This is a genomic window from Neobacillus camarae (assembly GCF_054950115.1).
Genome location: NZ_JBUCKX010000003.1, coordinates 1,126,105 through 1,140,714, shown reverse-complemented (window position 1 = coordinate 1,140,714; position 14,610 = coordinate 1,126,105). Strand labels below are relative to the sequence as shown.

General features: G+C 43.1%; 14 protein-coding genes and 1 riboswitch. Of the genes, 12 read left to right on the top strand and 2 right to left on the bottom strand.

Annotated features, from left to right (window positions below; translation table 11 throughout):
* The first annotated feature begins 205 nt into the window (after positions 1–205).
* From ACY8D0_RS21035 to ACY8D0_RS21020, 4 genes are all read left to right on the top strand, one after another.
* Entirely contained in the window at positions 206–790 is a 585-nt protein-coding gene (locus tag ACY8D0_RS21035; RefSeq protein WP_462412436.1) for a fatty acid metabolism transcriptional regulator FadR, read from the top strand.
* Between the two features lie 32 nt (positions 791–822).
* On the top strand, positions 823–1,596 hold the full coding sequence (locus ACY8D0_RS21030) for an enoyl-CoA hydratase (protein WP_462412435.1): 774 nt from the start codon (positions 823–825) through the stop codon (positions 1,594–1,596).
* Positions 1,597–1,708: 112 nt separating this feature from the next.
* Positions 1,709–2,482, top strand: a complete 774-nt coding sequence (locus ACY8D0_RS21025; protein ID WP_462412434.1) for an electron transfer flavoprotein subunit beta/FixA family protein — start codon at positions 1,709–1,711, stop codon at positions 2,480–2,482.
* 39 nt (positions 2,483–2,521) lie between these two features.
* Entirely contained in the window at positions 2,522–3,499 is a 978-nt protein-coding gene (locus ACY8D0_RS21020; protein WP_462412433.1) for an electron transfer flavoprotein subunit alpha/FixB family protein, read from the top strand.
* Positions 3,500–3,779: 280 nt separating this feature from the next.
* Here ACY8D0_RS21020 and ACY8D0_RS21015 read toward each other — a convergent pair whose 3' ends face one another.
* Positions 3,780–4,697, bottom strand: coding sequence for a nuclease-related domain-containing protein (locus ACY8D0_RS21015; protein WP_462412432.1), 918 nt, complete (start codon positions 4,695–4,697; stop codon positions 3,780–3,782).
* A gap of 229 nt (positions 4,698–4,926) precedes the next feature.
* Between ACY8D0_RS21015 and trxA the strand changes: the two genes are divergently transcribed.
* The 3 genes from trxA to ACY8D0_RS21000 all read left to right on the top strand — a co-directional run bounded on the left by trxA (position 4,927) and on the right by ACY8D0_RS21000 (position 8,908).
* Positions 4,927–5,241: a thioredoxin gene (gene trxA, locus ACY8D0_RS21010; protein ID WP_462412431.1), complete on the top strand. Its 315-nt coding sequence runs from the start codon at positions 4,927–4,929 to the stop codon at positions 5,239–5,241.
* 312 nt (positions 5,242–5,553) lie between these two features.
* On the top strand, positions 5,554–7,329 hold the full coding sequence (uvrC, locus tag ACY8D0_RS21005) for an excinuclease ABC subunit UvrC (RefSeq protein ID WP_462412430.1): 1,776 nt from the start codon (positions 5,554–5,556) through the stop codon (positions 7,327–7,329).
* Positions 7,330–7,395: 66 nt separating this feature from the next.
* Positions 7,396–7,574: riboswitch (Lysine riboswitch) on the top strand.
* 113 nt (positions 7,575–7,687) lie between these two features.
* Entirely contained in the window at positions 7,688–8,908 is a 1,221-nt protein-coding gene (locus ACY8D0_RS21000; RefSeq protein WP_462412429.1) for an aspartate kinase, read from the top strand.
* Positions 8,909–8,968: 60 nt separating this feature from the next.
* Here the strand turns inward: ACY8D0_RS21000 and ACY8D0_RS20995 are convergent, their stop codons facing one another.
* Positions 8,969–9,424, bottom strand: coding sequence for a YslB family protein (locus ACY8D0_RS20995; protein WP_462412428.1), 456 nt, complete (start codon positions 9,422–9,424; stop codon positions 8,969–8,971).
* 422 nt (positions 9,425–9,846) lie between these two features.
* Here ACY8D0_RS20995 and ACY8D0_RS20990 point away from each other — a divergent pair, with 422 nt between their 5' ends.
* The 5 genes from ACY8D0_RS20990 to ACY8D0_RS20970 all read left to right on the top strand — a co-directional run bounded on the left by ACY8D0_RS20990 (position 9,847) and on the right by ACY8D0_RS20970 (position 14,329).
* Positions 9,847–10,455, top strand: coding sequence for a succinate dehydrogenase cytochrome b558 subunit (locus ACY8D0_RS20990; protein ID WP_462412427.1), 609 nt, complete (start codon positions 9,847–9,849; stop codon positions 10,453–10,455).
* Between the two features lie 59 nt (positions 10,456–10,514).
* The gene (gene sdhA / locus ACY8D0_RS20985) at positions 10,515–12,266 is read left to right on the top strand and encodes a succinate dehydrogenase flavoprotein subunit (RefSeq protein WP_462412426.1); all 1,752 of its coding nucleotides are present in this window, start codon (positions 10,515–10,517) and stop codon (positions 12,264–12,266) included.
* Between the two features lie 18 nt (positions 12,267–12,284).
* Positions 12,285–13,046 carry a succinate dehydrogenase iron-sulfur subunit gene (gene sdhB, locus ACY8D0_RS20980; protein WP_462412425.1) on the top strand — a complete coding sequence of 254 codons (762 nt, stop codon included), beginning with the start codon at positions 12,285–12,287 and terminating at the stop codon, positions 13,044–13,046.
* Between the two features lie 287 nt (positions 13,047–13,333).
* Positions 13,334–13,921 (top strand): class D sortase, encoded by a 588-nt coding sequence (locus ACY8D0_RS20975; protein WP_462412424.1) that lies wholly within the window; start codon positions 13,334–13,336, stop codon positions 13,919–13,921.
* A 183-nt stretch (positions 13,922–14,104) separates the two neighbouring features.
* Complete coding sequence (locus ACY8D0_RS20970; RefSeq protein WP_042459328.1) at positions 14,105–14,329, top strand: helix-turn-helix domain-containing protein; 225 nt, start codon at positions 14,105–14,107, stop codon at positions 14,327–14,329.
* The last annotated feature ends 281 nt before the right edge of the window (positions 14,330–14,610 follow it).

The window sequence follows — 14,610 nt, the reverse complement described above, 5'->3', positions numbered from 1 at the left end:
GGACAATCCTTATTGACAGAACGAGCTACAAAAACTATGATAAAAATATGAATGACCATTCATTCATATTTTAGTTTTTTTACATTTACCACTCTTTAAGGTAAGCTAAGGAAGGAAAAGCGTGGCTTATCTTAAGAGTGTCCGGAACGAAGTCCGCGACCTCTAATGCCCTGTGCTTTTCTATTTTTCTCAAAGGAAGGTTATCATGAAGCGATCAAAACCAAAATTTATGCAAATTATTGATGCTGCCGTAATTGTCATTGCGGAAAATGGTTATCACCAAGCCCAAGTTTCCAAAATTGCCAAACAGGCCGGCGTTGCCGACGGCACCATCTACCTTTACTTTAAAAACAAAGAAGACATCCTGATTTCTCTCTTTGAAGAAAAAATGGGAGCTTTCATTGAAAAAATAGATGAAGAGATTGCAGGAAAAGAAACAGCGGCAGAGAAGTTATTAATGATGGTGGAGACTCATTTCCAGCTTCTTTCAGATGATCACCATATGGCAGTGGTTACTCAGCTTGAATTGCGTCAATCCAACAAGGAGTTGCGGCTTAGGATTAATGATGTGCTAAAGGGATATTTGCAGGTAATTGATAAAATCCTCATTGATGGCAAGGAATCCGGAGAGTTTTCAAGCAATCTCGACATCCGGCTTGCCCGGCAAATGATCTTTGGCACGATTGACGAAACCGTCACAACCTGGGTGATGAATGAGGGGAAATATGATTTGAATGCACTGGCACCGCAGGTTCATCGCCTATTGATCAACGGTTGCGGGTCGCATTAAAGTTTTACAATGGGAACAAGGGAGGGATTAGGTTGGAATTTTTGAAATGGTCCAGCGAGGATAGGGTTGCCACGATTACGTTAGACAGGCCGCCTGCCAATGCTCTGTCATCGGGGTTATTGCGTGAGCTTTCCATCGTCTTGGATGAAATCGAGACGAACAATGAGGTCCGGGTCATTGTGATTCATGGCCATGGCCGCTTTTTCTCGGCGGGGGCCGATATTAAAGAATTTACTACCGTTCAGTCTTCAGGCGATTTTGCGAGTCTTGGCAAGTTTGGACAGGACTTGTTTGACCGCATGGAAAAGTATCCGAAGCCGATCATTGCTGCCATCCATGGTGCTGCCCTCGGCGGTGGTTTAGAACTCGCGATGGCCTGCCATATCCGTTATGTAACGGATAATGCAAAATTGGGCCTTCCTGAACTGCAATTGGGCTTAATCCCTGGATTTGCCGGCACCCAGCGTCTGCCGAAATACATAGGGACCTCACGGGCGGCTGAAATGATGTTTACCTCTGAGCCCATCACGGGGCTGCAGGCCGTTCAATACGGTTTGGCCAATACCGCTTACCCGGAAGCCGAAATATTAGATCAGGCATTTAATCTCGCCAAGAAAATTGCCAAGAAGAGCCCTGTTTCCATTAAAGCGGCTATTGAACTATTAAACTATGGAAAAACCAAAGAGTTTTACGAGGGCACCGCCAGAGAGGCCCAATTGTTTGGGGAAGTGTTTGCTTCCGAAGATGCCAAGGAAGGGATTTCAGCTTTCATTGAAAAGCGGGAGCCAAACTTTAAAGGTGCATAAACTTTTCGTTTCGGGCAACAATCGCCCGGAATGATGGTTTAAATATTTTTTTGCTAACTATTTTCTAAATCTTTCAAACATAAGGAATGTTTGAATACTTAGGAGGGAAACCATGAACATTTTTGTATTAATGAAAAGAACATTTGATACGGAAGAAAAAATCACGATTTCCGGCGGAAACATCAATGAGGATGGGGCTGAATTCATTATCAACCCTTACGATGAATACGCGATTGAAGAGGCGATTCAAGTCCGCGATGCTAACGGCGGCGAAGTAACCGTCATCTCTGTCGGCAACGAAGATGCTGAAAAGCAATTGCGCACCGCCTTGGCTATGGGCGCAGATAAGGCTGTCCTGATTAATACTGAGGATGATGTCGAGAACGGCGACCAATTTACCACTGCAAAAATTATCGCTGAATATTTAAAGGATAAAGAGGCTGATTTAATCCTCGGAGGGAACGTGGCCATTGATGGCGGCTCGGGACAGGTTGGACCCCGTGTGGCTGAACTGCTTGGCATCCCTTACGTTACAACCATCACTAAATTGGAAATCGACGGAACGTCTGTAACCGTTACCCGCGACGTGGAAGGCGATTCAGAGGTCATCGCAACCAGCCTGCCATTATTGGTAACAGCCCAGCAAGGCCTGAACGAGCCGCGCTATCCATCTTTGCCAGGAATCATGAAAGCAAAGAAAAAGCCGCTTGAAGAATTGGAATTGGATGATCTTGACCTTGAGGAAGAGGATGTTGAAGCCAAAACCAAAACAATCGAGATTTATCTGCCGCCAAAAAAAGAAGCAGGCAAAGTTCTTTCCGGCGATCTGGCCGACCAAGTAAAGGAACTTGTGCAATTGCTCCATTCCGAAGCGAAAGTAGTTTAATCGGTTATCATAAAAATTGTTTGCAGGAGGTAAATACGAATGTCAAGAAAAGTATTGGTGTTAGGAGAAGTCCGGGACGGATCATTACGGAACGTATCATTTGAAGCAGTGGCAGCTGCTAAAACCGCTTCTGAAGGCGGCGAAGTGGTTGGGGTATTGCTTGGCGAATCTGTAAGCGTTTTAGGTGCTGAATTAATCCAATCCGGCGCTGACCGTGTGGTAGTGGTGGAAGATGCAAAATTAAAGCAATATACATCGGATGGTTTCTCTCAAGCTTTATTAGCTGTTATTGATCACGAGCAGCCGGAAGGGCTTGTATTTGGCCACACTGCGCTTGGTAAGGATTTATCGCCAAGAATTGCTGCAAAACTGGGATCCGGACTTATTTCCGATGCGACAGCCGTTGAAGTGGCCGGCAGCAATGTGGTGTTCACTAGACCAATTTATTCCGGCAAGGCGTTTGAAAAGAAAATTGTCACGGACGGATTAATTTTTGCGACTGTGCGTCCAAACAACATTGCGCCGCTGGAAAAAGATGAGTCCAGAAGCGGCGATGTTAGCTCGGTTTCTGTTGAAATTAAAGATCTTCGTGCGATTGTCAAAGAAGTGGTGCGCAAAGCAACCGAAGGCGTTGATTTAAGTGAAGCGAAGGTGGTTATTTCTGGCGGCCGTGGTGTCAAGAGCGCTGATGGATTCCAGCCTTTAAAAGAATTAGCTGCCGTGCTTGGCGGTGCAGTGGGGGCTTCCCGCGGCGCCTGTGATGCGGAGTATTGCGATTATTCCCTTCAGATTGGCCAAACCGGAAAGGTTGTTACTCCTGACTTGTATATCGCGTGTGGTATTTCCGGCGCCATTCAGCATTTAGCCGGCATGTCCAACTCGAAAGTCATCGTTGCGATCAACAAGGATCCAGAGGCTAATATTTTCAAGGTGGCGGACTATGGAATCGTCGGTGACCTATTCGAAGTGGTGCCGATGCTGACGGAAGAGTTTAAGAAATTGAAGGTACATCAATAATACTTAGATAGTGGGAGCGAGCGGACGAGGGTCCGCTCGTTTTTTATAATTAACAAGTTATGAATGTTGAATTTCATAAAATCTCTATTAGACAAAACCCGGCCCGAGGGCTAAGGGAATGTCTCATATAACAGCTCTATGAGACAAACCCCAGCTAGAGAGCCCAGGAAATGTCTCATATGAGTGTTCTATTGGACAAAACCTGGCCGAGGAGCTATGGAAATGTCCCATATAATATAACTTAGGTAGATTTCAATTGGGGAGTTTCAAGTGGTCGAATTTATTTGTCTTCAAAATATGCCCATTTATTACGTCCCACCATTTTCATATTTTTCTCCAGTATCCTAAAAATTCTCTTTTTCGAATCAATCACCTGGCACCATTCATGGACCAAGGTAGTTGTTAGCTTCATTTCCGGAAATAACAACATGATCTCCTTTACATTCCGCATCACTGCCGACTCAACTGTCTCTTCAAACCCACAATTTTCGCATATACATAAATGGCCAACAACCTTTGTTGAAAATGATAGGCACAAAGGACATGTATTACCCTTTCGCACATGTTCATACTTATATGAAGGCAGCTGAGTAAAAGGAGATTTTTTAATATGCAGCGAGATCAATTTTTCCGCAATCCTCGAATGTTTTTCATTCAGTTTCGAAGGGGTATGGTCTAATTTGCCCAAATTGAGATTCAATTGTGTTGGAAAAATAAATGGTTTATTACGTGGGCATTGATAAAGGGTAAAATGAGGGTTAACAAAAACAACTTGCGCTTTGATAGGTAAATTGATCTTATGAATTTGCAATAACTGATGAAGCAATAGGTCACTTCGTATTAATTGATGCTGCGGGTTTGCGATTTTTTTATCAACATCTGTTATAAAACATTCCTCCTCGTAAATAAAATTGCCTTCATAATTTTTTATTTCAAAGAACTGAATACTCTCTTGAAAAATAATCAAGGAATCAATTTGAAAAGTGGTGCTGTTTACTTTAAAAAGCAAATCGTTCAGTATCAGACAATCACAAGTAAGCTTCTCCGTGCGTTGATCAAACATAACCTCCCCCTCATACCCTTTTTTCAGGTTTAAATAGTGCTGTTTGTCCGTCGGTGACAAAACCATTCGTACGTCCAAATAGCGAAGAGTCCTTAATTCATCCGATTCCAACCTCGGTTTAAGAACCTTGCCCATATGCCACGACCTTTCTCCATTTATTAACATACAAGTCCATTCTATAAAAAGTTCTCGGTATCCAAATGTAAAAGTGATGAATTTTTTGTTACTGTTTTAATCGCTTACAACGGAATAGGACCCTTAACAATAGGGGAAAATGTATGACGAAACATATTATTAGCGTGAATTACCAATCGATGGTATACTTTCGTTAGAATTTAAGTTGATTTATTAGGAGGGCAATATAATGGCAATTTCTCACGTTACCGATCAAAATTTCGCGACTGAAACAAGCGATGGCCTTGTTCTTGTCGATTTCTGGGCACCTTGGTGTGGCCCTTGTAAAATGATTGCTCCAGTTCTTGAAGAACTTGACGCTGAAATGGGCGAGAAAGTAGCAATCAAAAAATTAGACGTGGACGAAAATCCACAAACAGCTTCTAACTTTGGCGTTATGAGCATCCCAACCTTATTGGTATTTAAAAACGGAGAAGTCGTCGATAAAGTGGTCGGCTTCCAGCCAAAAGACGCTTTAGCTGGCGTACTGCAAAAACACGTTTAATATGTACCAAAACCCCTGACGGGAGTGCCCGTTAGGGGTTTTTTATCACGTAAGATAAAATTTTCAACTTTGAGAATTGTCCAGCTCCAGCGCCCTAGAGACGACACTCCTTCAGTCTCCGCTCTACGATTAGTCAAGCACGAATGCGCCTATGGTTCTTCGTGTTTTCTATATCTAAATTAGAGCCCCTCCAAGCCATACGGCGCTGACCAGGGCGCTTACGCTTTTCTTTTTCCAGAAACTCATACTTCCATTTAAAAACAAATTGTTTTACAATTTTAAGGATAAGAAGACGGAAGGGGAGTAGCCGGAATGAATGAAACAATCAAGCAAAAATTAACACTGCTTCCTGATCAGCCTGGCTGCTACTTGATGAAAGACCGTCAGGGTACGATTATTTACGTTGGGAAAGCCAAAGTGTTAAAAAACCGCGTCCGTTCCTATTTTACGGGCTCGCATGATGGAAAAACATTACGTCTCGTCAACGAAATCGAAGACTTTGAATATATTGTCACTTCCTCCAATATTGAAGCATTACTGCTCGAACTAAACCTGATTAAAAAGTACGACCCTAAATACAATATCATGCTAAAGGATGACAAGACGTATCCGTTCATTAAACTGACGGCAGAACGTCATCCGAAACTGATCATCACGAGAAAAGTCAAAAAAGACAAAGGGAAATACTTCGGTCCGTATCCGAATGTGGGAGCAGCCAACGAAACCAAAAAGCTGCTCGACCGGATTTATCCATTAAGGAAATGTTCCACACTTCCTGACCGCGTCTGCCTCTACTACCACCTAGGCCAGTGTCTGGCGCCCTGCGTCAATGAAGTCGCAGAACAGACTTATAAGGAAATGACCGATGAAATCACCAAGTTTTTAAATGGCGGCTATAAAGAGATTAAAAAAGAGCTAACCGAAAAAATGAGTGCAGCGGCCGATGAACTGGATTTTGAACGGGCAAAAGAATACCGCGACAAAATCGTTCATATTGAAACCATCATGGAAAAACAAAAAATCACCATGACCGATTTCACCGACCGCGACGTGTTCGGCTATTCTGTGGACAAAGGCTGGATGTGCGTGCAGGTTTTCTTTGTGCGTCAAGGCAAGCTGATTGAGAGGGACGTTTCGATGTTCCCAAGCTACAATGAGCCAGAGGAAGAAATGCTTACGTTCCTTGGCCAATTTTATCAAAAGACCAATCACCTAAAACCAAAAGAAATCCTGATTCAGGATGAAGTCGACCAAAGCATGGCCGAGCAGCTTTTAGAAGTAAAAGTGATAAAGCCGCAGCGGGGACAGAAAAAAGATCTCGTCAAAATGGCGATTAAAAATGCCAAAATTGCACTGAATGAAAAATTCTCGTTAATCGAAAAAGATGAGGAGAGAACCATTAAAGCAGTTGAAAATCTGGGAGAATATCTGGGAATCTATACTCCGCACCGGATTGAGGCATTTGATAACTCAAATATCCAAGGTACTGACCCTGTTTCGGCCATGATCGTATTTACAGATGGTAAACCGAACAAGCGGGAATACCGGAAATATAAAATCAAAACCGTACAAGGTCCTGATGATTACGAGTCCATGAGGGAAGTAACTAGAAGGCGGTACTCTAGAGCCTTAAAGGAAGACTTGCCGCTTCCTGATTTAATTATCATTGATGGCGGGAAAACCCATGTGGAAGCAGTCAAAGATGTACTAGAAAATGAGTTAGGCTTGGATATACCGATTGCTGGTCTGGCAAAGGATGAAAAGCACAGAACTTCGCAGCTTCTGTACGGCGACCCGTTGGAAATCATTCCGCTTGGCAGGAACAGCCAAGAGTTCTATTTGCTCCAGCGGATCCAAGACGAGGTGCACCGCTTTGCGATCACTTTCCACCGGCAGCTCCGCGGAAAAACCGCCTTCCAATCCATGTTGGATGACATACCGGGTGTGGGTGAAAAACGCAAAAAATTATTGCTGAAACATTTTGGATCAGTGAAAAAAATGAAGGAAGCCCGTTTGGAAGATTTCACTGAAATCGGCATTCCGGTTAATGTGGCTGAGGACCTAATGAAAAAACTTCAGACAGACTGATTGTCAGAAAAAAACGATTGTGCTATAATAAGTGAAAATTTAATAACTATCACTTTTACATGTTAAAGTGAAGGTAGAGGTGCGAACTTCAATAGTAGAGGTCCGGAGAAGGATGAGCTTCGAGGAAGGGCTTTGAAAGGGGATGTTCGCCGAAGTAAAGGAAAACTCATTGTTTTCTTTGCTGGTTTTGCATTTAAGAGATGCGGGACTGTCAGGATCAACCGTCTTGGAGAGCTATCTTTCATTGTGTATGCATGAACTTTTCTTCGTGTTTAACAAGCAATGGGATAATCTCCCGTTGCTTTTTTATTTGGAAGAAAATAATAAAGATAGTTGAAAGGCGAAAGAGGGAGAAGACATGGGGCTAATTGTACAAAAGTTTGGAGGAACCTCCGTAGGCAGCATCGACCGCATTCTCAATGTAGCCGGACGTGTTAAAGAGGAAATAGACAAGGGGAACCAAGTAGTCGTAGTGGTTTCCGCAATGGGGAAAACCACCGACCAATTGGTGAACATGGCAAAGGAACTGTCACCGCAGCCAAACAAGCGGGAAATGGATATGCTTCTGACGACTGGAGAGCAGGTCACAATATCATTACTATCGATTGCTTTGAACCAAAAAGGGGTAGATGCCATTTCTTATACCGGATGGCAGGCGGGGATCGTCACCGAGCCGGTCCATGGCAATGCTAGAATTGCTAGAATTGACACCAACGCCATTGCACAGCAGCTTTCCAATGGGAAGGTTGTCATCGTGGCAGGATTTCAAGGAGTCACAGAGGACGGGGAAATTACCACGCTGGGCCGTGGCGGGTCCGATACGACGGCTGTTGCTCTGGCAGCTGCCCTAAAGGCGGACCGTTGCGATATATATACCGATGTGACCGGCGTTTTTACAACCGATCCGCGCTATATAAAGAATGCCCGTAAACTATTATCGGTTTCCTATGATGAGATGCTGGAACTGGCCAACCTTGGAGCAGGCGTATTGCATCCAAGAGCAGTTGAATTTGCGAAAAACTATCAGGTCCGTCTAGAAGTCCGGTCAAGTATGGAAAAAGAAGAAGGCACTGTAATTGAGGGGGAAGCTACAATGGAACAAAATTTAGTTGTCCGGGGAGTCGCATTTGAGGACGAAATCACCAAGGTAACCGTGTTGGGATTGACCAATTCGTTAACCAGTTTATCAACCATCTTTACAACTTTGGCAAAAAATCATATTAACGTTGATATCATCATTCAAAGCACAACCGAGGCAGGAACGGCTAACCTTTCCTTCTCCATCCATACCAATGATTGGTTGGAAACATTGAATGTACTCGAAGATAACAAGGAGGTCCTGGGATACGAACAGCTGGATGCGGAAAATAAACTGGCGAAAGTATCCATTGTCGGATCAGGCATGATTTCCAATCCTGGTGTTGCGGCTAAAATGTTTGAGATTCTGGCTGAGAACAACATCCAAGTGAAAATGGTCAGCACGTCAGAAATCAAGGTGTCAGCGGTTGTGGAAGAGAAAAACATGCTCAAAGCAGTCGAAGTGCTTCACGATGCATTTGAACTAGGAAGCAAGGAATAAAAAAAGCTTCATAATAAAAAAATGGGAGGATGGCTAAGCCATCCTCCTTTACCTTAGCGGTTAGACAGAATCATTGTGATCCCATTTGACGGTGAATAGAACCCTGTTAGATTTTTTTACAGGATGTTCAAACGTTTCAGCCACTACTTGTTTTTGCAGTTCAATTTGCTGGGCCAAGAATCCCGCTTCCAGTTGGAAATAGTGCTCCGCCTTCGATTTGACGCGCGGGGCGAGCAACGGGGTCGTAAGCTCAATATCCAGCTGATTTTTCGTTTCTTTCATGATTTGAAGAGTTCCCCAAGAGGCTTTGGCAAAAAAATCAATCAGGCTTTCAAAGTCGGCCAATGGGTATTTCCTTGCAAGCCGTTTGCCGGCCCAATACAGGATTTCAGGGGTGTCTTTACCAAAAATCTCCGGCAAGAGAGTTTCTCGGATTAATTCATAACCGAAAATGGATATGGTCCTTGTATCTTCTAAAGTATGAACAGATTGTTCCAGTGCAGTGCTTTCCTTCACGAGTTTCCCCTCTTTCTACGATTCTATTATATACAATCTTGGCCGATTTTTAGTAGCGTTTTTCAAAAAAGCCGGCTGATATTAGTGGAAGTTTTTGCTATTTTACAATACCTTATTTTATGGACTGACGTTATTTTTACCTAAAATAGAAAAACTTTACCCATAAGATGTTGGTAATTTTATGCCAGGCCAGCCAAGTTATAGGAACAACATGCTCTAATATCCCTAAAATGTAAGCGTTTTCTAGTATAATATCAATATATTTTAAAAATTTTATTTTTTCGGCTGTTTTTATGTATCCGTTTCCTTGACGCTCTATAATGATGGGAGTAAAATGGACATGTCACATAATTGTCACAGTGATGCAGAAACACTTAATAGGGAGAATAATCGGTTTTTAAATCTAAAAGGGGGGTAAATCAATGGCGGGGAATCGCGAGTTTTTTAATCGAAGATTGCATTCACTGCTCGGAGTGATTCCAATCGGAGTTTTTCTTTTGCAGCACCTTACAGTCAACCACTTTGCAACAAAGGGGGCTGAGTCTTTCAATACAGCTGCCAATTTTATGGGGAATCTTCCATTCAAAATTGTCCTAGAGACAGTAGTAATCTATTTGCCGCTTCTGTTTCATGCAATCTATGGATTGTATATTGCCTTTACAGCAACAAGCAATATTGGTAGATTCGGATTTTTTAGAAACTGGATGTATATGGTCCAGCGTGTAACCGGCGTTATTACACTTATCTTTATTACTTGGCATGTATGGCAGACACGGGTGGCTGCTGCAATGGGTTCGGAAATTGACTTCAAAATGATGGAGGATATCCTGTCTTCACCATTTATGTTTGGATTTTACTTGGTGGGTATCCTATCAGCAATCTTCCATTTCGCAAATGGATTATGGTCTTTCCTAGTGAGCTGGGGCATCACTGTATCACCGCGTTCCCAAAAAATTTCTACATATTTCACGATGGCCGTTTTCGTGGTGCTTTCTATCGTAGGGATACAAACATTACTAGCATTTATCTAAACAAGCAGATTTATTCACAGAAAATATATTGGATTCTCGGATTAGGAGAGTGAGTCACGATGAGTAAAGGAAAGGTGATCATAGTCGGCGGCGGATTAGCTGGCTTGATGGCTGCGGTTAAAGTTGCAGAACATGGGACACCGGTAGAATTATTCTCCCTGGTTCCAGTTAAACGCTCTCACTCTGTTTGTGCCCAAGGTGGTATCAATGGAGCAGTAAATACAAAAGGTGAAGGGGATTCCCCTTGGATTCACTTTGATGACACGATTTATGGGGGAGACTTCCTGGCCAACCAGCCTCCTGTAAAAGCAATGTGTGATGCAGCACCTGGCATCATCCATTTATTTGACCGGATGGGAGTTATGTTTAACCGTACTCCTGAAGGATTATTGGACTTCCGCCGTTTTGGCGGGACTCAGCATCACCGTACGGCTTTTGCCGGAGCAACAACCGGCCAGCAACTATTGTATGCTTTGGATGAGCAGGTTCGCCGCGAGGAAGTAGCCGGATTAGTCACAAAATATGAAAACTGGGAATTCCTTGGTGCCGTTGTTGATGATGATGGCGTGTGCCGCGGTATTGTCGCCCAGGATTTAAAAACGATGGAAATCAAGTCTTTTAATGCCGATGCGGTTATTATGGCTACAGGCGGTCCTGGAATCATTTTTGGTAAATCCACTAACTCTGTTATTAATACAGGATCAGCTGCTTCGATTGTCTATCAACAAGGGGTTTACTATGCGAATGGGGAAATGATCCAAATTCACCCTACTGCCATTCCAGGGGATGACAAGCTTCGCCTCATGAGTGAATCGGCACGTGGTGAAGGTGGCCGGATTTGGACGTACAAAGATGGTAAGCCATGGTATTTCCTTGAAGAAAAATATCCTGCATATGGTAACTTGGTCCCTCGTGATATTGCGACACGTGAAATTTTTGATGTCTGTGTCAATCAAAAACTCGGTGTTAACGGCGAAAACATGGTATTCCTCGATCTTTCCCATAAAGATCCGCATGAATTGGATGTTAAACTAGGCGGAATTATCGAAATCTATGAAAAATTTGTTGGCGATGACCCGCGTAAAGTTCCAATGAAAATTTTCCCTGCCGTTCACTATTCGATGGGCGGATTATGGGTTGACTACGATCAAATGACCAATATCCCAGGATTATTTGCTGCTGGTGAGTGCGATTTTTCACAGCATGGTGCGAACCGTTTGGGCGCCAACTCATTGTTGTCAGCTATCTATGGTGGTATGGTTGCCGGACCAAATGCGGTTCGATATATTGAAGGACTTGAAAAGAGCTCCGACGCCGTTTCTTCCAGCGTCTTTGACCGTTACGTGAAAGAACAGCAGGAAAAATGGGATAACATTATGAACCTCGATGGTACGGAAAATGCGTACATTCTCCATAAAGAGCTTGGTGAGTGGATGACTGACAATGTAACCGTCGTCCGTTACAATGATAAACTATTAAAAACAGATGAAAAGATTCAAGAATTACTAGAACGCTATAAAAACATCAATATCAATGACACTTCGAAATGGAGCAATCAGGGAGCTGCGTTTACCCGCCAATTATTCAACATGCTGCAATTGGCAAGGGTCATTACGATTGGCGCTTACAACCGTAACGAAAGCCGTGGCGCGCACTATAAGCCTGAATTCCCTGAACGGAATGATGAGGAATTCATGAAAACGACAATGGCGAAATTCGTTGGTGCAAGCGAAGCTCCTGCTTTCCATTACGAGGATATCGACGTATCCTTGATTAAGCCAAGAAAGCGCGATTATACGACAAAGCATTAAAAAGGGGAGTGGGAAGGAATGGCTGAAACGAAAACGGTCAAATTTATTATAACTCGTCAGGATACCCCGGATTCTGCTCCTTATGACGAGGAGTTCGAGGTACCGTATCGTCCCAACATGAACGTTATTTCTGCGTTAATGGAAATTCGCAGGAATCCCGTTAATGCAAAGGGGCAGCAATCAACCCCGATAACTTGGGAAATGAACTGTCTGGAAGAAGTCTGCGGAGCTTGTTCCATGGTCATCAATGGAAAGCCGCGTCAATCTTGTTCCGCACTGGTGGATAAATTGGAGCAGCCGGTCCGGTTGGCACCGATGAAAACATTCCCGGTTATCCGTGACCTTCAGGTGGACCGCAGCAGAATGTTTGATGCCTTGAAAAAAGTGAAAGCTTGGATTCCGATTGACGGTACTTATGACTTAGGTCCAGGACCACGCATGCCTGAGACCAAACGCCAATGGGCTTATGAGTTATCCAAATGTATGACTTGCGGTGTCTGCTTGGAGGCTTGTCCAAATGTGAACAGCAAATCGGACTTTATCGGGCCACAGCCGCTGTCGCAGGTTCGTCTGTTTAACGCCCATCCAACGGGGGCTATGAATAAGGCCGAACGTTTGGAAGCGATTATGGGTGACGGTGGGCTTGCCAACTGCGGTAATTCACAAAACTGTGTTCAATCCTGCCCGAAAGGTATTCCATTGACTACCTCGATTGCTGCATTGAACCGCGAAACGACGTTCCAAGCATTCAGAAATTTCTTTGGAAGCGACCATGTTTAATTTTTAGCTTAAAAGACTATATCAAAGACCAACAACAAAGAAAACCTTCTTTTATGAAAAAGAGGGTTTTCTTTTTATATTGTATAAACGATAATCCTGTAGTCCATTCTTTTATCGTTTGATATACTTGGAATATCAAGTTCTAATGGAAAGCATCTGTTAAACGATTTTTCTAACTCTGTTGTTTGGAGCGGATAAGCTTTACTCCCGCGGGTTCGCTGAGTGACTTTCGCTGCAATCAAGAGCCAAATTTAACAGAACCAATGGATAAAGGAAGGTATTATAAGGTGAAATCAAAGTTCCCTCTCTTGATTATCTTGGTCGGCCTAATCATCATCGGGATTGGTGTTTGGCAAATCGTGGATGTCAAAGTTCAGACTGCTGCATCCGTTGAAAAAGCAAAGAAGCTGGTGGAAAATAAACAAAATCCGGTAAAGAACGACCAAAAGACGGGGGAAGCTACTCCGGCACCGAGTTTTGGGGATACTGTCGGCCTTTTGGTTATCCCGAAATTAAAATCTGAACTGGCTATTGTGGAAGGAACCGATCCTGACGACTTAGCAAAAGGGGTCGGCCACTATAAGGGTTCCTATTTTCCTGGAGATAATGGACAAATTGTCTTGTCCGGACATCGGGATACAGTTTTCCGCCGGTTAGGAGAGTTGGAAATCGGCGATTCACTTCAAATACGGATGCCTGATGGAGACTATACTTACGAGATTACCCATACCAAAATTGTAAAGTCCGATGATACAAGTATCATTACGCTGCAAAATCAAAAAGAGGAATTAATTGTGACGACTTGCTATCCATTTCGATATGTGGGAAATGCACCAAAGCGGTATATTATATATGCAAAACAAAAAAACTCCTAATTCATAGGAGTTTTTTACTGTTTTTCACTGAAATGTTGTTCTAGATGAAGAAAAACCTATATTTATTGCATTTTACCTTAACCATTTTAGTCACTAGTAGTGAACCGTTCACATAAGATATGTTGACTAAATATATACCCACCCCCGGTGCATAACTGGCGAAGGCAAGGAGGGTCACAATACTTGAAGGAGAATGATTATACTCACAAGCCATTACTCACCAAACGTGAAAGAGAAGTATTCGAACTGTTAGTCCAAGACAAAACTACAAAAGAAATCGCGAGTGAATTATTTATCAGCGAAAAGACAGTTCGGAACCACATTTCCAACGCAATGCAAAAGCTTGGTGTTAAGGGGCGTTCACAAGCAGTTGTAGAACTCCTTCGTATGGGAGAGCTAGAACTTTAAACATGGCCGGCATCCATTTTGGACGCCGGTTCATACATTTTATAGAGGATAATTTTTACCAACGGATGATTCCGTACAACCTGCTTTTGTCTAAACTATACGAATAGTTCCAGCTTGAAATTTTAGTGAAAAAAGTAGAAAATAAGGACATGCTTCAAGTGTTCAACCAAAAAACGTCTTTTTCAGCCGATGGAAAAGTAAAGACCTTTTCTATCAGGTATACATACGCCTCTGTCGTCGCCCTTGAAGGGATTGTCAGTCGGCGTGTTTTCTTTATAATC